Genomic DNA, 21,963 nt, shown 5'->3' on the forward strand with positions numbered 1-21,963 from the left:
AATACAAAACGGATAAAGGCAAAATTAAAAATGAGCCCGGTGCAATACCGGACTCATTTTTATCAAGCTGCCTAATGAAATAACCGTGTCTAACTTTTAGGGGTCACTTCACTAGGAACTCGACTTTTTTAGTAAATTATAGTTTAGTAATATATTGTACTCATTGAGTAAACAATTTTGCATCCGCCCAGTCAGCATGGTCATTGTCAATATTATCATTAGCATTATACGAAACTAACTCAAGTGTATTTTTTCCTGCAATATTTACTTCTACATGTTCAGCTGGATCGTGAGATTTTTTAACCGGACTTATATACAGAATTTTGCCATCAGCGATTATCACAAAATTCACAGAACCATGACCAGCTGCTACTTGATCATCTATTCCTACATCTACTGTAAATTTAGAATACTGTCCATTCAAATTATACTTAATTGTACTATTTGCATGTGAGCCAATTCCTTTGTCATATTGCACACCATTAATAGATAACTTCGTTTTATAAAATGATTGGTTTTTATTATACGAAGAATAATTAGGATTTATTTTCTCTATATCTCCTACAACAGAAATCGGAGTCAACGTGTCACTTAAATATACAGGTGTAGATGTAGCAGCTAAAGTGGTTGTATTTCCACTTACAAAAAATGTAGAAATAGTAATCATTAAAACTGCAACTAAACTTAATACTTTAAACCGAAAACATTTTGGATTAATAACATACTTTGTATTCATATCAAATCCCCTTTCGATTTTTGTAAATTACCTCTCTAATCTTTACATATCAATCCAAAATTTCCAAACTATTTCTATAATTATAAATATTTATGCAGAATTGTAAGAAAATTGAAATCGTATTCCTATGTTTTTAAGTGAAAGTTGATACAGAGATTTTCGTGTATCCCCAAAAAGGGATACAAATGATTAAATTTAACTTTGTAACCCTAATACCTTAATAATCTCAATTGTTCTATTATCTTTTATTTTAAAATAAAGCCTTTTACCTATACGTTCACTAATTACAATATTTCCAAAGGCTAATTTACGCAAATGTTGTACAATCAAATCTTCTGTAATTCTTGTTTGCTTACTTAAATCAGAAACTGACAACGATCCATATGTAATCAATTTACAAACAATTGATAAGCGAGTAGAATTCCCTAATAACCCTAAAACTTTTATACTTTCGGTATAGAAACTAAAATCCATATGAAAAGCATGTAACAGATCTTCCAACCTCCTAAAATAAGATGAATATCAACCAAAATATCTTAACATAAAAATAGCAAAAAATACCCTAAAATATACCAATCATTCATTGAGAAAAATGATACTTGAATGGGAGTCCAATACATATTATTAAAATTAATGTGGTTCAAGTCGGAGGAAGGCACCTTTGGGTGTCTTTTTTTCATTTCGACATAATATGACAAAATAGTTGTGATTATATTTGTTATGATAGTTCAGGTAAATCTTACATTTTAAACGCTGGGGGATACATACTATGAACAAAAAACTATTAACAACACTTACTTGTTTCGCTTTATTTATGGGATTAGCAGCATGTTCATCTAACGAGACAGTAAGTACTTCCAAAGAATCTACAGCTGAGCAAGAAGCACAAAAGGAAGCTGAAGAAAAAGGGACTGTGAAAAAGGAGAAAGCAGAACAAGAGACGGCTGAAAAGCAACGCAAACAGCAAGAAGAGGCTACAAAAAAGGAACAACCAACAACTACTTCTGGTAACACTATTAAAGGCTTAAAAGACGAACTATCCATTGGTATGCCATTTAAAGATTATCTTGCTAAAAAGAAATCATTAAATGTAGAGAATCCCTTTAGTATTTCACTCGGAAAAGGTAATGTAGGTAGTGTTCTTCAAGCTCAAGATGGAGTATTAGTTGTATGTATTGATGGAGAAAAGATATTCGATTTAAAAACATTTAAAAATGTTGATGAAGCTAAAGAATACGAAAAGAGCTTAAAAGTAAAACAATAGATTCAATTCATATTTCTCAATCACCAATATAATTTAATATGGTAAAATATTATTTGGATGAAAGTCCAAATGCATATTATTAAAATTAAAGTGGTTCAAGTCGGAGAAAGGCACCTTTGGGTGTCTTTTTTATTGCGGACAAAACATTAAAAATGCATTATAAAAATAATAAGATTAAAAAGAAGGTAAGTGAATATCATCATTAATTTTGAACCGTTTAACCCAACTATAAATGACATCGCAATCAAAGTCGCTATGGTGCTGTTTATACCATACACCAAGTGTACAAGTAAAAGAAGACATCTTAATCGATGTCTTCTTTTGTTATTATCACATTTTTATCTGTTGTTGATACGAAATCTATTAATAGATTTCGTACTTGTGAAATAATTAAAAAAAAATTATTTTACAAGTCGTCCTTCATAAATAGCCCTTCCATTACTATTAAGATCTTTAAAATACCAATACATTGTTCCTCCACAAACTTGCTCATCATATGAATCAGGATAAATCCCATTATCACGATATTAAGTTTTTCCATACTTATTATCCCCGAGATAAGTAATATGATCAAAAGCCCAACATTCATTAGCAAGTGTTGCACTTGCTGTATTCTCTGTACTTGCTGACGCAGCCCCAATTCCTCCAGTCAATGCAATACCAGCTGCTAATGCTCCAACTACTAATTTCTTGAACATAATAAATCCCCCTTTAATAGTTTTTTATAACTTGCACCTTAAATGTATCACTTTTGTTATTTTTGTAAATATTTTTAATTTTTAGTGATATTTATTTTTTTTGGTAATACAATTTATCAAATGGAAAATAGAGGAATTTATGATTGTATGTAATAATGCATGTTCATTCAGCAAAAAATCGTGATAAAATCTAAGCACCTGTTCTATTTTTTTCAATTAAAATGGAAACCTTACTTCCTATTTACCCAAATGGGGGGCGCTTTATGGCGTCTTTTTTTTATTTTCAAAAGGCCATGCTCATTTAATCCATAAAAACATAAAGTAATTTGAATCCATTAAAATACATGAGTGACTCCTTATTTTTCTCCTACTCTTTAAAGGAGGAATTATTATGGGCTTTGGTGGTAGCTGCGGTGGCGGCTGTGGCTTTGCAGGAGGATTTGCTTTATTAGTTGTATTATTTATTTTATTAATTATTGTCGGAGCTTCTTGCTTCTGCTAAAAACTATGGGAAAAGACACTCTTATTTGGGTGTCTTTTTTTGGTACATTAAAAAGCCTCGCCATCCTATGGAGATGGTGAGGTGCTTATGTATATTATTCACTATCTTGTTTTCTCTAATACTTTCTTCTTGATTGAACATCTATTGCGTTGCAAACATTGCAAAAAGAATTATTACTACAATTACGAGTACGGAAAAAACATAGACCATACTACTAGTACCTTCCTTATTTTGCTTGTTCTCTTCTTTCGTCCGTTGTACAGCATAAAAGAAATCACATATAGCAGAAAAAATTTCTAACAATATCTGCATAACTTATTTGCCTCCCCTTATAATATATGTGCAGTATTAATTAACTAATAATTTCCTTATACATTATATCAGCTAGGGTACATGGAAGAATAACGAATTATTTTTATAATTTAATGTATTAATCAATATGGCATTAATACAGGATAGTCCAAGTTAGAGGAAGGCACCTTAGGGTGTTTTTTTTATAAAAAAGGACTCCTAAAACGCCTTAAATTAGTCAACTTCAATATTACTCTTTTTTATTAGTTTGTTTTAATTTAATATATTAATTTTAAGTTAAAAATTTGTTATAATTAGTGAATGATTATATTAATTAGATGGAGAGGATACAATATTATGGGTTATAAGTTTCGTAGAATTATCCAAGTTTCCCCGGGTGTGAAAATTAACTTTACATACACAGGTACGGGAGGGAACTCCATTCCACCTGAATCAAGAACAACAACTTATATACCTGGAACTGGAATCTCGTATACGCCACGAATATCTGAGTCAAACAACTATTATATACAACGAGGGTATCAAGGACCAAACACTTCCTATCCTACTATGGATGAACAAGATTACAATACGGTAAATGCATTTGAGCCAGTAAAAGAAACCCAAACTTACCTTGTTACTGCTTTTCGTAAAAAGGATAATCAAGTAAACTCCGTAGGTAGAAAACTAATGAAACCACTTTCCATAATTGCAGGCGTTTTTGCGGGCCTATTCTTACTTATGATGCTTGTTATACCTGCTCTATTCCTGGCAGTCATGTCTTTCCTATGTTATAAAAATATAAAAACACCATTTGCGGTTGTATGCCCAGAATGTGATGCTGAGAATTTATTCATTTTTGAGGAAGAGAAGATTGCTTGTCGTAAATGTGAGAGTACTCTTATAATCCAAAAATAAATGGTTCTCAAATTAACGTCTCTTTATTAGTCAAAACAATATAAATCTAATTATAAATATAAATAGATAAAAAGAGGGATAAGTGAATATCATTATTAACTTTGAAGCGTTTAATCCAACTATAAACGACTTAGCTATCAAACTTGCTATGGTACTGTTTATATCGTTATTTTTAGCATTGATTGTCAAAGTGATACTTATGAAATTTATGAAAGAATCAATTGCTGGCAGATTAGCAAGTCTATCTTTGTTATTTTTTATGTACTATGTATTTAAATTTGTTACAGCGTAAAAGGCACCTTTGGGTGTCTTTTTTTATGTATTAAAAAGCCCACCTATTTGAAGTGCACCCCAATTGTTAGACACAGTCTAACAATTGGAGGTGCATTTTTTATGGCTAAATTTTCTTCAAAAGAAAAAATCCAAGCGGTGAAACGATATTTAGATGGTACAGAAAGTGGAAAAATAATTGCTAAATCTATAGGAGTTAACCCTAGCGTACTTCGTGAGTGGATTAGACGATATGAGTCTTCAGGTGAAAAGGCCTTTGAAAAGTGCTATACATTCTACCCAGCCCAGTATAAACTAGATGTACTTTATTATATGAATGAACACGGGACATCTATCAGAGAAACAGCGGCACTTTTCAATATACCGTCTTATGAAACAGGAGGATTGGATGCCCTACAATTAAAGAAAAAGGGGCGTCCAACCATGAAAGATAAAAAAATAAAACCAGTAGATGAAGGATCCATCGAAGCCTTACAAGCGGAAAATGAGCGTTTACGTATGGAAAATGCATATTTAAAAAAGTTGAATGCCTTAGTTCAAAACAAAGAAAAATCACCAAACAAGACAAAGCGCAAGTAATCTACGAGTTACGGCATGAATTTCCTATCAAGGAGTTACTTCAACTCGCAAACATTCCACGTAGTACGTACTATTACTGGATGAAACGTTTTAATCGTCCTGATCCAAATGCGGAGGTAAAAGAACTGATTCAAGCTATTTATAATGAACACGATGGGTGTTATGGCTATCGTCGTATTCGTGATGAACTTATGAATCGTGGACACAAAGTAAATCATAAAAAAGTGTATCGCCTTATGAAAGAATTAGGGTTAAAATGTCTGGTTCGTATGAAAAAATATCGCTCTTACAAAGGGACAGTTGGGAAAATTGCGCCAAATATTTTAAATCGCAACTTCCAAGCTGAAAAACCAAATGAAAAGTGGGTTACAGATATTATGGAGTTTAAATTATTTGGGGAGAAGTTATACCTATCACCAATGTTGGATTTATTTAATGGTGAAATTATCACGTATACAATTGGTCCCAGACCGACCTATTCCCTTGTTTCAACGATGTTGGACCAAGCACTTTATTGTGTAACCGATCCGGATAAACTCCTCATTCACTCTGATCAAGGTTGGCACTATCAAATGAAACAATACCGTCATTCTCTTAAGAATTGTGGCATAACTCAAAGTATGTCTCGCAAAGGAAACTGTTATGACAATGCCGTTATTGAAAATTTCTTCGGTATCATGAAATCGGAATTTCTGTATCGAAAAGAATTTGAAAATATAACACATTTCAAACTAGAATTAGCAAAGTATATAGAATACTATAACCATAAAAGAATTAAGGCAAAATTAAAGGGTATGAGCCCAGTACAATACCGGGCTCATACCCTAGAGGCTGCCTAATGAAACGACCTGTCTAACTTTCGGGGGTCACTTCAATTTCGTAGGTAGGCCTTTTTTGATTTTGCATTTGCGCGCGATGATATTATAACAAAACTCCTTAATCTTCAAACTCTCCGATTGTTTTTCTTCAATACACTTAAGATGGTTCTATGTATTAGTCTAAAGTACGAGCAGCTGCATAGAATGATCCAGAACCACCATTTCTGTGAGTAACTTTAAGCTTATATTTACCTTTTGAAAGAGTATTGTACGTATTTGTAAACCCCTTTCCTGCTGCTAACGATCCCTTATCAATAACATTGCCTTTTGAGTCTTTTAAAAACCAATCAAGCGTGCCTTTAGTATTGTTTGTCATATGAACTCTCATATCTGCTTTTTTTACATGCTCGAACGATACTTCTCTTTCACCATTTATCAGACTGAAGTCATCTTTAAGTATTTGGGTACGTTGGACAATTGGTGCTGAATTTTTAGTATTATCTACACCTTCTGTACTTGCTGATGCTGCTCCAATCCCTCCAGTTAATGCGATACCAGTTGCTAATGTTCCTACTACTAATTTCTTAAACATAATAAATCCCCCTTAAATATGTTTTATAACTTGCACCTTAAATGTATCACTTTTATAATTTTTGTAAATATTTTCAATTTATATAAATATTTATTTAATTATTAACAATATTGGAATTTCATTTTATCAAATAGAAAATAGAGGGATTTGAAGATATATGTAAAAATGCATAATAAATCAAGCAAATATCATGATATACTCTCAAAGAGCTGATACAAAATTTCTTTAGATTGGAAAACTAAAGTCTTATCTACCTAAAAGGAAGGCGCCTTATGGCGTCTTTTTTCTATTTTCAAAAGGACCTGCTCAATTCATTCTTGAAAACATAAGGTAAAGTGAACCCATTAAAATCCATGGAATGAACCCTAGTTTTACCCTCTAATCTAAAGGAGGCACTATTGTTATGGGATATGGTGGTAGTTGCGGCGAAGGCTGCGGTTTCGCTGGAGGATTCGCTTTATTAGTTGTATTATTTATTCTATTAATCATTATCGGATGCAGTTGTTTCTGCTAAAAACTATTGGAAAAGGCACCCTTATATGGGCGCCTTTTTGTATATTAAAAACCTACCTATTTTCATAGGCGGGCTAAATATAATTTTGCACAATTGAGTTATAGCAAAATCATTTATATTGAAAGTAATTAAAATTAACTTAGTAACCCTAATACCTTAATAATCTCAATTGTTTTATTATCTTTTATTTTAAAATAAAGCCTTTTCCCTATACGTTCACTAATTACAATATTTCCAAAGGCTAATTTACGCAAATGTTGTACAATCAAATCCTCTGTAATTCTTGTTTGCTTACTTAAATCAGAAACTGACAACGATCCATATGTAATCAATTTACAAACAATTAATAAGCGAGTAGAATTCCCTAATAACCCTAAAACTTTTATACTTTCGGTATAGAAACTAAAATCCATATGAAAAGCATGTAACAGATCTTCCAACCTCCTAAAATAAGATGAATATCAACCAAAATATCTTAACATAAAAATAGTAAAAAACATCCTAAAATACACCAATTATTCATTGAGAAAAATAATACTTGAATGGGAGTCCAATACATATTCTTAGAATTAAAGTGATTCAAGTCGGAGGAAGGCACCTTTGGGGTGCCTTTTTTATTTATGGATTTTTTAGGGGATATTTGAAATATAATACAGGAGATTATATTATTATGTGTGTATGATTTCTGGTTTTAAAAATTAATAGGGGGGAAACAATAATGAAATTAGGAAAATTAGCATTAATTGGGGCGTTAACTTTTAGCGGTTTTACTGCAATAGAAATGAGTAAGCCTACCTCACAAGCAGCTGCAGCTTACTCAGATCCACTTAATGATGATTGGGGATTTAAAACCATTGTGGATTTACAAAATTCAGAGGAAAGTACATATCAACCAGATTGGAAGATTGGAAATTTAATAACTGGTGATACATTTTACTTAACACAGCACTTTGGTAGAGAACATTTTGGTGCGCAAATGAAATTTTTTAAAATCCACACAAATGGTACCCTAGAACGATTCCAAACAATAGAACCAAAATTTATTCCTGGAACAGAAATTTGGCAAACCCCTATCACAGATAGCTATACAAGTGGTACTTATGTGGCTGCAATTAAATATCGTGGTGAATACACGTATTCAAATCAATTTACAATCAATTAGGGATGTCATAAATTGAAAAAAGGCATCCTTTGGTTTCTTTTCTTCTGTACATTATATCTATTACGTAATCATTGATTTTTTATGTACGTTTGATATAATTACTGTATTAGTATTACAGTAATAGCTTGTGTATATAATAAAAGAAGAGATGCGCTAACATCTCTTCTAATAACTGCTACCGTCAGGGTGGTGGTTATATCATTTATTTTTTACGAAACCCACCCTTTTGCTTCCGACGGCGACGAGGAGTGGGTTTTTTGTTATCTTTTTCTAAAATTTGTTTCCTAAAAACATACGCAGAAACTTCACGTACAATGGCTTTCACAAATTCTTTTAGAAGCTCAAACAAAAACTCCATAGGTATATCCCCCCCTTTCCTTCCAAATGGAAAGAAGGGATAACCAATCACCCTCACAATATACAGTTAATCCTATTCTATCATACTAGTACAATCTCACCAATATAAAAAAGACCACCATTAGGCAGTCCTTTTTGGTTAGTTTTAGAGATTAAATTATAATATATTTATATATGGATTATAAATATATTTTTCCTAAAAATACTATAAGTTTTTTATAATTCTTGATTTCTCAATCTTCATTACATGATAAATTTCCCTATAAAATTAACAAATAACATGAAAATTATCAATCCACTAGATTATTAGAAAAAAACTGATTATCTATATAATCATTTAGTGAAATATAGATATAATTTAAGAGAGTAAAGTTAATATAGATTAACCAAGTAATGAAAAGAAAATGTTTTATTGCATAAAAAAAGGCTCCATTGCTGGAGCACTCAAAATAAATAAACGAATTAAAACAAGAAACAGACAATTTAACTATATCGATAAAATATAAATAAATCTATATATATGCAATATTACATATAAAAACTCTATTTATTGATGCTATAATAGGTTTACTCGATGATTGTTATATTTTTTATGGTTTTTAAGCAATACAATACCTTCTTAACAAGTGTACAAGTAAAAGAAGACATCTTAATCGATGTCTTCTTTTCTTATATAATAACAACATAATAAAATTAAGATGAGGTCAGTCGGTGGAAGTCACCTTAAGGGGTTCTTCTTTTCTTTATGAAAAAATCCCCAGACAAAATGCAGAGATACAATATAACTCATATTTTGCACCAGAACCTTCTTATCTATCCTGTAGTAAACTCCAACACCTTCCGGGGACATCTGTTTCAAACGTTTGAATGTTTCCTGTATCAGCCACTGTCACATAACAGGTTTTCCCATCAGTTCCTCCAAATGTAAGGTTATTACAGTTTCTTCCCTCAAGATGAATTTCACTTAGAAGATGACCATCAGGTGATATCTTTGCCACCACACCTTTGCCAATGCGAGCTACAAACAAATTCCCAGCCATATCACAACGCATTCCATCAAGTCCAAAATCGGGAAATTCTATAAATAAACGTTTATTACTTAATTCGTAATCACTTGATAAATCATATACCCATATTTTTCTTTGTACTGTTTCATTTACATATAGTTTCTTTTCATCAGGACTCACTTCAATTCCATTAGTCGTTCCCATATTACTTTCTAATAAATGAGTGACCCCATTTTTATTAATACGCCATAATTGTCCCGTTGATTCACTCCAGTTAGGATCACTAGCAAATAAAACACCTTGATCGGTTATCGCTAAATCGTTAGGCTGGGTCATAGCAGGGTCATGAGCATACACCTTTATTTTTTTGGTTTCAATATTAACTGCAAATATATTATGATTAACATAATCTGCAATAAACAAAGTTCCATTACGATCAATACGTGTCCCGCTTCCGATGCTATTCTTAGGAAGTTCAATAAAGATATTACTATCTCCAATTGGGGTTACTTTTCCAATTGTACCTCTTCTTTTAAAATTAACAGCGTAAATATTCCCGTTTTTATCACATGAAGGCCCTTCTATTCCAGCAGTAAATCCATGTGGTGTAGTTAGCATTTTTCTCTTTAACGCTTCAAAACCCATGATTTAAAACTTCCTTTCCTAATTAAATCACTTTTTTTATTTCAAAGATATCCAATACACATACTAAACACGAAAAAGAAATTGGAGTCTGTACTCTTATATATTCGAATATGAGGTCCCACCCACATTTTAAGGAAAATATACGCCAAGCGAATTTCCTTTTACAAATGAATGGTAATATGAAAGATGATGTGTTTAATAAATATAAAGAGGTTATGGATAAGGTAGTGAAGTAAGCAGTAGCATTCGAAAGAGTACTTTTGTTTTTTCTCAATAACTGAAACTACTTAACATAGTAAAATAATAATTGGATTGGCATCCAACACCATATTACGATGGTTCAACTCGCAAGAAGGCACCTTAGGTTGTCTTTTTCTTATTTTAAAAGGGCACTCTCAAAAAAACATACATTAATGTGAACCCATTAGAATCCATAGAATGAACCCTAGTTTTACATTCTTATCTAAAGAAGACACTCTTGTTATGGGATATCGTAGTAGTTGCGATGAAGGTTGGGGTTTTGCTAGAGGATTTCCCTTATTAGTTATATTATTTATTTTAATAATTATTATCGTGTGCAGTTGCTTCTGCTAAAAGGACTATTTGTATAGACACTTGAATTTGATTGTATTTTGGATAAAAAATATCTACAAAAAAACGGTCTAAATTTAGACCGTTTTTATCTTTTAATCAATCAAATTCAAATGTAATTCAGTTATATTTTTCTCTTGATCTATATTATTTGCTATCAGCCAAATTAATTGTTCCGTTAATTCGCTCCGTTTGGATAAAATGCGTTTATTATATTCTGTAGCCAGATAACCTGCATAATTAATCCAATTAGTAAAGGATCTATCAATACAAACAGTATATTAATAAGTTTCCCTACAATAACTGAACTACTTAGTTTTTTCTTCTGTCTTTTTATTTACCTTAAAGCAATCCATTCATAGCTTGCCCACTCTTTTGGTTTCTTATCGTACTTGATACGACCAGTCGTACAGAATGAAGCAATCATCCATTGAATGGGGTTCATCTTGGCATATGGATCAACACAATCCTCTATTTTTTTTAATTGATAGCCTGTACTATTTTTCTGCCAAATTGTATATAAACGAAAATGTGTTGTCGTAACAAGTCTAGCTTTTGTTGTAACTTGCCATTTAGAAATTTTCGTTAAATCCTCTTTGACTTTTCTCTCATACTCTTGTTTTATCACTTTATAAGTCTTATCTTTATTAATTAATCCATTAGAGATTGTAAAAGGCATTTGATGCACCTCATAAACTGTTCCTTCTTCATCTCCTAAAATATTTGATTCTACTAGAAACATATTTTTTAGTTTTAACTGTTCTGTTAATTCTTTCCCGCTCCGATAAAATGGCTTCTTTATCTTCTGCAACAAGATAACCTGCACAATTAATCCTATCAGTAAAGGATATGCTAATACAAACAATATGTTAATAAACATGTTTAAAATAATAACGCCTGTTAACGTAAAAATTGTAAAGTAAATATAGGTTTCTCTTTGATGAATGATTCTACTGTTCAAGCCAAGATACCTCCATTTTGATAGATAGTGAACGCAATATAAACCATCGCCCCTAGTAAAATAGAACAAGCCCCAGGAAAGCTCTGTATTAGCTTTATTTCTTTCTTAGGCAGTTTCACACCAAATATAGACGCAGCATGCTCCAATTGGTCTTTAATCGCTCCTACAAACCCTAAAATTTTAATTAATCGATAAACACTAGCAATCCAAAAGAATAGTAAATGGAAAGCTGTTAATGTAATTGCGGTAAGCATAGCCGATTCTTCTACTACATTGCTAACATATAAAGCTACCACCACAAGCATTTTCGTATCACCAGGTGAAGAAAATTTAAATGTCTCTAACAATAAGCCACATACTAAGGCCATAGTTAGTACAACTACAATCTCTTTTCCCGTTCGTATTCCTGCAAAATACGTGATACCTAAACCTACTATGAAAAAAATAAAATGCCATATATTTTTTGTTTTTCTATACTTTAAGTCGGTAAATACATTAAGTACCATATAACTTAGAAATAATCCCATGATATACAAGCTCATTTTATTTACTCCCCTCTTGATTTCATATAAAAATACTGTGTAAAAAAGGGAACCACTTTTAGAGTAGCCCCCTCGTTTATTTTTATATTTATTTTTTATTCCAAGAATCTATATCTGCATTGCTTGATGCTTTTGTGAATCTTGCCAGGATCGTATCATAGCCACCTTGGATTGCCTTCCATACAAATGGGCCAATTACTAATACGATAATCACCGCTAACGCGATTAACATACCGTTTTCTGATGATAATTGTGAGTCTTCATTTTTTAACCAATTTTTCATTTTTGCTAACATTTCATTTCGTCTCCTTTATATATCGATTTTAAGAATCTGCTAAAATTAGAGCTTATCTATTTAAATCTTTAATTACTTATTCCAAGAATTTACGTCTGCATTGCTTGATGCTTTTGTGAATCTTGCCAGGATCGTATCATAGCCACCTTGGATTGCCTTCCATACAAACGGGCCAATTACTAATACGATAATCACCGCTAACGCGATTAACATACCGTTTTCTGATGATAGTTGCGAATCCTCGTTTTTTAACCAATTTTTCATTTTTGATAACATGATTGAATCTCCCTTATCCATTTATTTGAGCTATACGTAAAAAACATCATTAATCTAAAACTTCTATTACTTGTTCCAAGAATTCACATCTGCATTGCTTGATGCTTTTGTGAATCGAGCTAGAATCGTATCATAACCACCTTGGATTGCTTTCCATACAAATGGGCCAATCACTAATACGATAATGACCGCCAAGGCGATTAACATACCATTTTCTGATGATAATTGTGAGTCTTCATTTTTTAACCAATTCTTCATTTTCGTTAACATATATTTTGCTCCTTTACCTATTCCATTTTTGATAATTCCTTCTATAAGCTTGCAAATCCTTGCATTAAAGATTGAATAACAATCACCATTGGATAAATCACAATACATCCAATAACTGCGACGTTAAATTTATTCATTTCCATTGGTTTATTTTGAATGAGACGGTTATAGTTTTCATGTTTTAACTCACGCATCATTTTAATCTGTGCATCCATAATGCGAAGACTCTGTACCTTGTCCGTTTTTTGCGCTTGTTGCAATGCAATCGTAAAGGTATTTACTTCTGGACTATTTAAGGCTGCTGCAAAGTTTCGAAATGGTTGATCCGATCCTGCATACATTTCTAATTCCGCAGTAAGTGTAGATACATACGGACGAAGATGTCTTCCGGCATATATTTGCGCCTTTTTTACTGCTTCTAATGTTGTATGTGTTTTTAACAACTGCAGCATAGGAATTAGATACTCTGGTAATTCGAACTTCCTAGCTTCTATCGCCTGCTTGATTCTTCTCTTTAATAGATAATCAGGATAGAAATAAAGCAGCGGTGAAATTAAAACACCCACTTTAAATAAGTAGTAATCATGGAACACCGTACATATCAAGAAAACAGAGGTGAAAATGATGGGATATGCAACCTTCATTTTTAAATATTCTTCTGGTTTCGTATCCAGGCCAGCTTCTTCTAATTTTTTCTGAATCTGCTCTTTCTTTTCTTCTGTCAGATACTTATGTGATAACGACTGGAAGGGAGCGAGCATCATTTGATTTAAATTCTTCTTTTCAATTCGTTTTGCATTTTCTACATAGTTCGTAAGTAAGCTACCGCTGTCTTTTTTACTTTGTAGAAAGGTAGAGAATACCCAATACATGACAACGAATACCACTACAGCTAAAATCGTAGCCACCTTATTCCCCTCTTTCTGTTGGGTTATAATTTGCAATCTTTTCTACACGGGTTGCTAAGAAAAAGACAATGAACATATTTACCGATAACGCGATTTTCCCCATCATAGAACCTGCTAAAAATCCATATGCTTCTTTTGACATCAACATAATAACAATCGGCATAGCTATGACGATTAAGCAGTTCTGTACAAAAGCACGTTGTGCTTGCGACAAACTAGAACGCAATCTTGCCAGGTATAGCTTTTGTTTTTCAAAATCTTCTGCAATATCTAGTAAGACTTGTACTGAATTTGTTCCACCTTCTCGGCTGCACACTTCCAACATTTCATGGAAGAAAACCAATTCTCTAAAGTTAAACGTTTCATTGAATCCTCTAAATGCACGATGCATTGTGGTTCCACCTTCTAATAAAAGAGAAACTTTCTCTATTTCTTCTTGAATGCTTTCATGCATCATTGGCTTCACCTGAACTAACACCCGTTTTGCATTGTTACTAATTTGAAGTGCATTTGCTACAGCTTTCATATAGATAGAAAGACGGTCAATGACAACCAAGTAGTAACGTTTTTTTCTTCGATAAAGAAGAAACCTTGGAACTAAAAATCCAGATAAAACGGTAATCAGTGTAAAAGGATCTCTACCAAAAGAAAAATAGAATACTACTGCAATACTCATCCCAGAAAGAATCGTATATATCCAGTACATACTTTTCGTCAATTTCCATTCGTACTTTTGGGCTTCTTGGATAACGGATTGTGGCAGATACATTCGTATACCTTTGATATTTCTTAATTCCAAGCGCCTTTCTTCTTTCTCATTTTCTTGAACAAATTGAGAAAGAGCAGAACCCTTAGATTTTGTAAAAAGTAAAACGAGCAATCCAACACTAATAAAGATTAAAAATATACATCCATAAGCCAATAAACTATGCATACTGCACCTCCTGTTGCGAAAGGAATGGCGCATAAAGAGCTGGATTTACAGTAGAAGAACGGAATTTCTTCTCCATTTCAGCTGACATTTTTGCTGTAATGATATGATCTCCACGAATCTTTCCTACTCTCTCATTCATTTCATCGTATTCCTCACCCGTCGAAATAAATTGAGAGAGCTGATTGAACTGTATATCATCTTGATAATCCAATAATTCAATCATCTCTGTAATATAGCGATTCCCATCATCTTTCTTTTCTAAAAAGACAATCACATCAAATGTCTGTGAAATTAATTCATATAAATACTGAGCATCAATATTCGCACCACTTTGAAGGCACATAAGCATTAAACGTCTGACTGCTTCTTTCGCACTCCTTGCATGGACAGAAGTAAAACCGGGGTGTCCTGTTTGGAAGAAGTTAATCATTTTTAAAGCCTCTTTCCCCCTCGATTCCCCTACAATTAATCTCTTAGGCCCTTGACGTAAAGCATTTGTTAACAATCTATCAAAGTCGATTGCATTTCCCTCTACTTCCGATGCCCTACACTGCATCGGAACAAAGTGATGTTCTGGAAATATGCGATGCAAATAGAGTTCAGGGTTATCTTCTACTACGAGAGTACGTTCTTTCTTCTTCCCATTTGGAATATGAGAAGCAAGATATTTCATAAACTCTGACTTCCCTGTACCTGTTGCTCCAGCGACTAAAATATTCATTTTTGCTTTCACAGCTGCAGCCAAAAAGTTCAATATCTCTTTCGATGCTTGATTTGTAGATAACATACGCTCTTCAGAGGCACGAAGATGATCTGCATTCTTACGAATCGTTATCGTAGTTCCTAGTCCCCCTAGTTCATCTAGTGCTATATTGATACGTATATACGGAAATACGCAGTCCACATATGGCTTTGCTGTATTTAATGACTCTGACGTACTGTTTACCATCTTATAGGCTAAAGCCTTTACCTCTTCTTCTGTCTCAAATCGGTAAGGAAATGTACATTCTCCCTCTCCAATTTTTTCGTAAATAATTTCTTTTGTGCCATTGATATAAATATCGGTTACATCCTTATCTTCTTTTAAAGGTTCTATAATCCCAAACCCTACAATATCGTCACATACCATATTTAGTAATTGTTCAGAAGGTACCTCTGAAATGACGACCTGATTACTTAATAGAAAGCTTTTAATGATTTGTTCTACAGCTGCTCTCTTCTCTCTATTCATAAAGGATTCGCTTAAGATATCACGATGGTCTTTTACTAAAAATGCACGAATTTCATCCGTTATATCTTTAATCTGTTGAGCTTTAGTTGTTCCTAACTTTCGAGCCGATTTGGAACGAATCATATAACCAAAATGATATAAATCCACTCGATTGCGCTTTAAGGCAACTTGTTTTTCCTGTAAATAGCCCCACATACTACTGCCTCCCTTTTAATTTCGTAAACCAAAGAGACCCTTTTTCATAGAGGATGTATGCTGGAATGGAACATCAAGACCAGCTGCTTCCATAATGTGATGGACCTTGGTATTAATTTGCGGAGAACCAAATTGCATCCCCCATTCGTAACTCGTCCGATCTCTGTCATACGGAATTGTCACTGCAATGTTTTGGGAAGAAAGCTTTTCAATATCTTCTACATAATCCTCATCCCCCATATTCAAAACATGAATCATACGAGGCAATGTTAGCTTTGCTTCTTCTATTAGTTGTAATTCGCGTTTAATCGCTATTGCACCACGAGGGTTGCCATTTAGCACATGAACAACAAGGTCTGATTGATATAGGATCGGATAACTCAACACCTCGGATAATTCAGTTGGTACCGATAGAATGATATAATCGTATTCTGTATCTACAAGTGATTCGATAAAAGTCGTTACAAACAATTCTTTGTTTTGAATCTCTGGGAATTGAGCCAAACTATAACCTGATGGAAATACCAGAAAATCCATCTTATCGTGCAATTTTTGCATCAATCTTGGATTCACTTTTTTCTCTAACAAATCTTGCTTGGTACAAATATACTGTGAAAGATTATATTCATTTTCTTTTCTTACAAGCTCTAGGATATTTTTATTCTCATGGCTAAGACCTGTTCCAATTGCAAAACTTGGTCTTACTTGGTCCGCTTCTACATAAAGCACCTTTTTTCCTAGATGAGCTAACTCATTTGCCATCGTAATACTTAATGTGCTTTTTCCTACGTTTTCATTTGTGGCATAAAAAGCAATAATTCTTACCTGCCGATCCATCCTAAAAACTCCTTTCTTACTTAGATTCGTTCAGATACTGCGCTACATACTCTTTTACATTTTTAGAAATTGGATTGGTCGAATGCTTCTCTATATAGTCTAAAATGTTCTTTTGATCAGATATTTGCGAGAATCCTTCAGCTGGTTCTAGTTCTTTCCCTGTTTGTTCTACTTTTTGTCCGACTGCAACAGGAATTACATCTCCAAGTGTTTTTGCACGATTTAAGTATTGAAGCTGTTCAGGTGAAACAGCCAGTGTATATAATCGCGTTACCTTTGGCTTTTGTTTTCCTTCTTGTTCCTCTTTTGATTCTTTCTTTTCTAATACAAATGCATCTTCTGTATTGCTATCTTTTGCAGCAGTCACACGTACACGTTGGAAAAGACCACCGAATACAACCTTCTCATTGTCTCCGTCTTTCACAACTTGTTTGAAATACAAGTCCACATAGGTATTAGGAATGATACTATTACCTGAACTTGTTTCCAAATCAACGAGTAACGGGAATGCAACTTCTCCATCTTTCAAATTTAAAATTGCAGAGTCAGCTAACTCCTCTTTCTTTACTACTTTATTTTTAAAAAGATAGCTATTTTCGGTGATGGGCTGCCCATCATTTGTCCACTTACCTATAACCTCTTTTTTACTTACGCGTAATGCATTTGGAGGAATCCCATCACCAGGTAATGTTCGTTCCACTAGCATTTCTTCTTTAATCTCTGTATGCGCAGGTATATCCTTTGCTGCTACCACAACTTTCGTTGGTTTCACTGCATTTTCTACTGCAAAATGATTGTATCCATAGATACCCGCTACTGTTATAGCAGCTAAACCTACCGCTGTAATCTGCTTCTTTTGAAACTTAGACGGCTTCAATGTTTATATTCCTCCTTATGTAGCCTTTAAACGCAAAAAAGGACACACCTATGGCGTAAAACGCCTTAGGTGTGTCCTTTTAGCTAATCTAAAGTCTATATGAAAATGTTGGATTTATTTTCTTTAATATTACAATCTCAATATTATGATATATATAGTTTCATGTCAATCATTTCTAAAAAATATCTGTTTTTTCTATTTAAAAACACGTAATCTACAAATTAAAAAACCTCCAAAAACTCTGTTATAACAAGGTTTATAACCTATTAAGCATACCAAAAATATGTTGTAATTAATCTAACGCAACCGAATATTCCTAGGTGGTCGGTTGCTATCCTTTCTTTTTCATTTTATGGAGAAAAGAAGTGCTAGCATAGAAATACTTTTCACGATAGTTGATGAAAGAGACACAATTATTATTAAAACGAAATCAATTTTGTTCCTGTTTCAAAATACTTTGCGGGAGCATAACTCTTCCCATTCCGATCCTGAAATTCGTTTCCAATGTATAGCGATACAATAATTGCGACAGTCCCCATAATAATCAAACGTCTAACACGTTGTTTTTTCTTTTTATCCACTCTAATTTCCCCTTTCTATGAAAAAAAGGCACATCCCATTAAGGGATGTGCCTTTGGTTTATCCATTCAGCTACTAGTTTAAGATGGATATATTATTGTGTCGATTCAACCTATTATACAATACTACTTAACTATTTTCTATTCTTCATATAGTACCAGTTTGATAAATCAGTAATAATATGTTCCTTTCCAACCCAGTTCCAGCCTGGTGTTTGTACAGGAAATGGAAGATCTGCAAGCACCCTTCTCTTTTTAAAGTCATCGTATGCGACCCCTTTAATTTCTACCTCACTTGTCAGACATAAGCTCATTTCATTTATACCTGCTGGTTTTGTTTCAACATTGAACGCATATTTCCCATCTTTCGTTTTTAATGGTGCATACCATTTGCGTTGGCCATCAATAATTTTTTCTTGACCATCCCAATATAGAGACTTAGTTGGTCTTTTGCTATCGAAAACATGTCCTGTTATTTCAGACATATACATATTTTTAGGTTGGAATTTGGATGCTAATCCAGTATTAGAAACAGCCTCTAAATCTTGTGCTGTTTTTAGCCCTTCATCTGCAAATGGATATTGTGCCGTTGCTGCTGTAAATACACCAGGATAATTTTCATTCCACTGATTTTTATATGTTCCATTTACTTGATACGAAAAGCCATAGCCACTATGAAGCTTAGAAGGTGATAGATCATCAATACCACCATTTAATGTTTCATAGAACATTTCTCCCGCTGTGTCTTCTTTTGATACACGTTCACTTACTGTTTCTACCACACCTTTTACACTCGTTACACCGCACATTCCTTTTTCATGAGATGGTGCATAGATAGCTGTTTTAATAGGATTGTTTTTGTATGTGGTTTCTTCTATGTCTAGGCGATTACTAGTAGGATTAATTTCTGCTTGAATTGTTCCTCTCCCCTTATGCTGCCAGTCAAGCTTCAGGGTTTTCTTTTCTCCCTCTGTTAATCTTACCTTTTGTGATGCGACTTGTTGTCCGTTATGTTTTAACACAACTACTGTTTCAGGATTTGTATATTTTTCCTCTAATACGTCTAACTTTTTAATTTTATTCTTCTCTTTTTCTAGTTTCTGTCTTGCATTATCTAGGCTACTTGCCGCACTATCTAGTTTATTTTCTTCCCAAGAGCAGTCTCTATCGTAATAGTGATGGTTCCCTTCTGCATCTACCTCATGAATTGGATTACGACGGCAATAACTAAGACTAGACTGCGCACTATCTCTATCAGATTCAGAACTATTTACTTCTTGCTGGGACTTATTAATATTGTTATTTACCTTTTCTCTATATTGGTCACGTTCTGGTTTAAAATTATCACGTGATACATCTATTCTTGTTTTTATATTCTTTCCTTCTCTTGCTGTTTCTCCTTCGATTCTGTCGCCAGAAAAGTCAATTTTATATTTAAAGTCATCTTCATCGCCTGGATCTGGGTTAGGTGTTACTTCAGTACCACAGTTACCATCTATAGTAAAATCAATAGTTTTCTCGTTTGATCCCCTCTGTACAGCATCAAGGACTTTAATTTTCGCAGTATATCGGCCACACATTTGTGGCTGCCACTTTAATTCTTCTGACTTAAATTCCCCTGCATCACCTTCATTTGGTTTTTGATTATCTTTTTGCGGAGTTGAACGCAGGTAATTTTCTTGATGATACACGGTTTCGCCATCTTTTGTAATATCTAACATCCATTTAACTCGGTTACGTTCTCCAGCAGCTTTTTGATAAGGGTTTACTGTTGTTCCATTAGGATCTCGGTCATTGTAACCTTTATTTTTACTTACATACTCAAAGCCGTTAAATGTAAATTTAACAGGGACATCTTTTTTTCCACTCTTGGCTTTAAAATCTTTTATTTCAGGTTTACTTGTGCGTACATACCACAAGCTATACCTATTCACACCATTTACACCACCAGCACCTGCGTACCCACCAGAAAGATAGGCTATGTCTCTAATCCAGTAGAACTCTCCATAAGATTTATCTGAAAACCCATTTTTAATCCTATGCGGAATTAAATTTCTTAAAACGAATTTAGGGTTACCCCAATATTTACTTGCAATTATATCGTTTGTAATTCTCTCCATTTCGGTTACCATACGATCTCCCACTGTAACTGAAGGATTAATATAACCATCATTTGAAATACGAACAAAGGGTTCTGAATGGTCTTCATTTTGGATGAGGTTTTCCCTCGAATTCCCCCAATTAAAAGAGCCATTGTACACAGCAGGAAAATGTAAATCCGCTTTATAATCGAACTCTGTTGATTTATAACCACTTCCTGCTCTAAGTAACTTCCCATCCAATTGTAATTCAGGTGATTTTAAAGACGTGTCTTCATTTCCATTATAAAATGGAATGTCCCCATTATTTGCACTTGCTATTGATGGCCATACCAACATCACCGAAACACACGTTAATAGTATCTTTTTTCGCAGTCTCATAACCTCTCTCCTTTTAACATAAAAAAGGACACACCCGTACCTTGATAGGTACGTAAGGTGTGTCCTTTACGTAAATAAATTATATATATTAGTTAATTATTATATTGCAGATTTAAATATATCAAATATATCTTTAAAATGCAATAATATTATACACGCACTTGAATGTACATCATATGATCAGCTGTAGAGTGCCCTACACGAACTTTATACTTTCCTTTTTCATAGTTATTAATTTCTTGAGCATCTACAGTTTCCTGAATTTCTTTATCTAGAACTAAATCTGAATTTAACATAGTAGTCCACTTTTTAGCTAACTCAATAGTTGCTTCGTTATTATCTAGGAAAATAATTTTAAAATCATTTTCACTTACCGCATCAATATAAACTTGTGCACCAATTGTACCTGCTGGTAAGTACATATTTTTATCAACCAGTCTAATTGTTCCATTTAAATCTGCATACTTAAGGTTAGTACCATATTTACTATTCACACTCTTAATAAGATTTTGCGCTTCTGTAGAAATGGATTTTTGGGCTATCTGGTTTTTCATAGCGTTTGGATTATACGTAACTTCCTCCGTAACTAAACTTTTATCTATGCTTGATGGTAA

General features: G+C 33.3%; 27 protein-coding genes and 2 pseudogenes. 8 read left to right on the plus strand and 21 right to left on the minus strand.

All coding sequences use genetic code 11. The features are described 5' to 3' along the window. Window positions 1-160: 160 nt before the first annotated feature. The gene (locus MR107_RS24785) at window positions 161-736 is read right to left on the minus strand and encodes an NPCBM/NEW2 domain-containing protein (RefSeq protein ID WP_242292832.1); all 576 of its coding nucleotides are present in this window, start codon (window positions 734-736) and stop codon (window positions 161-163) included. A 195-nt stretch (window positions 737-931) separates the two neighbouring features. Continuing rightward, window positions 932-1,210: an ArsR/SmtB family transcription factor gene (locus MR107_RS24790; RefSeq protein ID WP_242292842.1), complete on the minus strand. Its 279-nt coding sequence runs from the start codon at window positions 1,208-1,210 to the stop codon at window positions 932-934. A gap of 295 nt (window positions 1,211-1,505) precedes the next feature. On the opposite strand from MR107_RS24790, the gene MR107_RS24795 reads away from it, so the two are divergent. Continuing rightward, window positions 1,506-2,000 (plus strand): hypothetical protein, encoded by a 495-nt coding sequence (locus MR107_RS24795; RefSeq protein ID WP_242292833.1) that lies wholly within the window; start codon window positions 1,506-1,508, stop codon window positions 1,998-2,000. A gap of 401 nt (window positions 2,001-2,401) precedes the next feature. On the opposite strand, the pseudogene MR107_RS24800 reads toward MR107_RS24795, so the two are convergent. Beyond that, window positions 2,402-2,698: pseudogene (locus tag MR107_RS24800) on the minus strand (hypothetical protein). A gap of 391 nt (window positions 2,699-3,089) precedes the next feature. On the opposite strand from MR107_RS24800, the gene MR107_RS24805 reads away from it, so the two are divergent. Beyond that, window positions 3,090-3,200 carry a YjcZ family sporulation protein gene (locus tag MR107_RS24805; RefSeq protein ID WP_000505681.1) on the plus strand — a complete coding sequence of 37 codons (111 nt, stop codon included), beginning with the start codon at window positions 3,090-3,092 and terminating at the stop codon, window positions 3,198-3,200. 141 nt (window positions 3,201-3,341) lie between these two features. Here MR107_RS24805 and MR107_RS24810 read toward each other — a convergent pair whose 3' ends face one another. Continuing rightward, window positions 3,342-3,512, minus strand: coding sequence for a hypothetical protein (locus MR107_RS24810; RefSeq protein ID WP_242292834.1), 171 nt, complete (start codon window positions 3,510-3,512; stop codon window positions 3,342-3,344). Window positions 3,513-3,848: 336 nt separating this feature from the next. On the opposite strand from MR107_RS24810, the gene MR107_RS24815 reads away from it, so the two are divergent. The 3 genes from MR107_RS24815 to MR107_RS24825 all read left to right on the plus strand — a co-directional run bounded on the left by MR107_RS24815 (window position 3,849) and on the right by MR107_RS24825 (window position 6,118). Then, on the plus strand, window positions 3,849-4,409 hold the full coding sequence (locus MR107_RS24815; RefSeq protein ID WP_242292835.1) for a DUF4236 domain-containing protein: 561 nt from the start codon (window positions 3,849-3,851) through the stop codon (window positions 4,407-4,409). Between the two features lie 82 nt (window positions 4,410-4,491). Further along, the gene (locus MR107_RS24820; protein WP_103621815.1) at window positions 4,492-4,701 is read left to right on the plus strand and encodes a hypothetical protein; all 210 of its coding nucleotides are present in this window, start codon (window positions 4,492-4,494) and stop codon (window positions 4,699-4,701) included. A 101-nt stretch (window positions 4,702-4,802) separates the two neighbouring features. Next, window positions 4,803-6,118, plus strand: a protein-coding gene (locus tag MR107_RS24825; protein WP_242292836.1) for an IS3 family transposase whose coding sequence is annotated in 2 segments (ribosomal slippage) — window positions 4,803-5,214 and window positions 5,214-6,118 — 1,317 coding nt in all. Because the reading frame shifts where the segments join, the coding sequence is not laid out codon by codon here. 154 nt (window positions 6,119-6,272) lie between these two features. Here the strand turns inward: MR107_RS24825 and MR107_RS24830 are convergent. Further along, entirely contained in the window at window positions 6,273-6,689 is a 417-nt protein-coding gene (locus MR107_RS24830; protein WP_000473847.1) for a hypothetical protein, read from the minus strand. A gap of 403 nt (window positions 6,690-7,092) precedes the next feature. Here MR107_RS24830 and MR107_RS24835 point away from each other — a divergent pair, with 403 nt between their 5' ends. Next, complete coding sequence (locus MR107_RS24835; protein ID WP_000540371.1) at window positions 7,093-7,203, plus strand: YjcZ family sporulation protein; 111 nt, start codon at window positions 7,093-7,095, stop codon at window positions 7,201-7,203. A 134-nt stretch (window positions 7,204-7,337) separates the two neighbouring features. On the opposite strand, the gene MR107_RS24840 is transcribed toward MR107_RS24835, so the two are convergent. Next, on the minus strand, window positions 7,338-7,616 hold the full coding sequence (locus MR107_RS24840) for an ArsR/SmtB family transcription factor (protein ID WP_000347621.1): 279 nt from the start codon (window positions 7,614-7,616) through the stop codon (window positions 7,338-7,340). Between the two features lie 305 nt (window positions 7,617-7,921). Here MR107_RS24840 and MR107_RS24845 point away from each other — a divergent pair, with 305 nt between their 5' ends. Next, window positions 7,922-8,365 (plus strand): DUF5065 family protein, encoded by a 444-nt coding sequence (locus MR107_RS24845; RefSeq protein WP_242292837.1) that lies wholly within the window; start codon window positions 7,922-7,924, stop codon window positions 8,363-8,365. Window positions 8,366-8,567: 202 nt separating this feature from the next. Here the strand turns inward: MR107_RS24845 and MR107_RS24850 are convergent, their stop codons facing one another. Next, entirely contained in the window at window positions 8,568-8,723 is a 156-nt protein-coding gene (locus MR107_RS24850) for a hypothetical protein (RefSeq protein WP_165362282.1), read from the minus strand. An 808-nt stretch (window positions 8,724-9,531) separates the two neighbouring features. After that, window positions 9,532-10,374: an SMP-30/gluconolactonase/LRE family protein gene (locus MR107_RS24855; RefSeq protein WP_088363191.1), complete on the minus strand. Its 843-nt coding sequence runs from the start codon at window positions 10,372-10,374 to the stop codon at window positions 9,532-9,534. Between the two features lie 483 nt (window positions 10,375-10,857). Here MR107_RS24855 and MR107_RS24860 point away from each other — a divergent pair, with 483 nt between their 5' ends. Continuing rightward, on the plus strand, window positions 10,858-10,968 hold the full coding sequence (locus MR107_RS24860; protein ID WP_242292838.1) for a YjcZ family sporulation protein: 111 nt from the start codon (window positions 10,858-10,860) through the stop codon (window positions 10,966-10,968). A gap of 334 nt (window positions 10,969-11,302) precedes the next feature. Here the strand turns inward: MR107_RS24860 and MR107_RS24865 are convergent, their stop codons facing one another. The 13 genes and pseudogenes from MR107_RS24865 to MR107_RS24925 form a co-directional block, all read right to left on the minus strand. Next, window positions 11,303-11,926: a hypothetical protein gene (locus MR107_RS24865; protein WP_242292839.1), complete on the minus strand. Its 624-nt coding sequence runs from the start codon at window positions 11,924-11,926 to the stop codon at window positions 11,303-11,305. Then, window positions 11,923-12,468, minus strand: a complete 546-nt coding sequence (locus MR107_RS24870) for a hypothetical protein (RefSeq protein WP_242292840.1) — start codon at window positions 12,466-12,468, stop codon at window positions 11,923-11,925. Before MR107_RS24870 ends, MR107_RS24865 begins: the two co-directional genes overlap by 4 nt. A gap of 88 nt (window positions 12,469-12,556) precedes the next feature. Then, window positions 12,557-12,763 (minus strand): hypothetical protein, encoded by a 207-nt coding sequence (locus MR107_RS24875; protein ID WP_000879952.1) that lies wholly within the window; start codon window positions 12,761-12,763, stop codon window positions 12,557-12,559. Window positions 12,764-12,835: 72 nt separating this feature from the next. After that, window positions 12,836-13,060, minus strand: coding sequence for a hypothetical protein (locus MR107_RS24880; RefSeq protein ID WP_404508818.1), 225 nt, complete (start codon window positions 13,058-13,060; stop codon window positions 12,836-12,838). A 45-nt stretch (window positions 13,061-13,105) separates the two neighbouring features. Further along, a complete protein-coding gene (locus tag MR107_RS24885) occupies window positions 13,106-13,309 on the minus strand; it encodes a hypothetical protein (protein WP_000956353.1) in 204 nt (67 codons plus the stop codon). Window positions 13,310-13,350: 41 nt separating this feature from the next. Continuing rightward, the gene (locus tag MR107_RS24890) at window positions 13,351-14,217 is read right to left on the minus strand and encodes a hypothetical protein (protein ID WP_000201169.1); all 867 of its coding nucleotides are present in this window, start codon (window positions 14,215-14,217) and stop codon (window positions 13,351-13,353) included. A 1-nt stretch (window position 14,218) separates the two neighbouring features. Further along, window positions 14,219-15,151, minus strand: a complete 933-nt coding sequence (locus MR107_RS24895) for a type II secretion system F family protein (RefSeq protein WP_000555824.1) — start codon at window positions 15,149-15,151, stop codon at window positions 14,219-14,221. Beyond that, window positions 15,144-16,577: a TadA family conjugal transfer-associated ATPase gene (locus MR107_RS24900; protein ID WP_000264605.1), complete on the minus strand. Its 1,434-nt coding sequence runs from the start codon at window positions 16,575-16,577 to the stop codon at window positions 15,144-15,146. The genes MR107_RS24895 and MR107_RS24900 overlap by 8 nt, the downstream gene beginning before the upstream one ends. Before the next feature lie 15 nt (window positions 16,578-16,592). Continuing rightward, complete coding sequence (locus MR107_RS24905) at window positions 16,593-17,414, minus strand: CpaE/TadZ family protein (RefSeq protein WP_149216800.1); 822 nt, start codon at window positions 17,412-17,414, stop codon at window positions 16,593-16,595. Window positions 17,415-17,430: 16 nt separating this feature from the next. Next, window positions 17,431-18,291 (minus strand): Flp pilus assembly protein CpaB, encoded by an 861-nt coding sequence (cpaB, locus tag MR107_RS24910; protein ID WP_173601057.1) that lies wholly within the window; start codon window positions 18,289-18,291, stop codon window positions 17,431-17,433. Window positions 18,292-18,710: 419 nt separating this feature from the next. Further along, the gene (locus MR107_RS24915; RefSeq protein ID WP_000358421.1) at window positions 18,711-18,872 is read right to left on the minus strand and encodes a hypothetical protein; all 162 of its coding nucleotides are present in this window, start codon (window positions 18,870-18,872) and stop codon (window positions 18,711-18,713) included. A 131-nt stretch (window positions 18,873-19,003) separates the two neighbouring features. After that, window positions 19,004-21,349: a hypothetical protein gene (locus MR107_RS24920; RefSeq protein ID WP_242292841.1), complete on the minus strand. Its 2,346-nt coding sequence runs from the start codon at window positions 21,347-21,349 to the stop codon at window positions 19,004-19,006. A 149-nt stretch (window positions 21,350-21,498) separates the two neighbouring features. After that, window positions 21,499-21,963 (minus strand): annotated as a pseudogene (locus MR107_RS24925) (S-layer homology domain-containing protein); the annotation flags it as partial.

This window comes from Bacillus cereus group sp. BfR-BA-01441 (assembly GCF_022663075.1).
Classification (GTDB): domain Bacteria; phylum Bacillota; class Bacilli; order Bacillales; family Bacillaceae_G; genus Bacillus_A; species Bacillus_A cereus.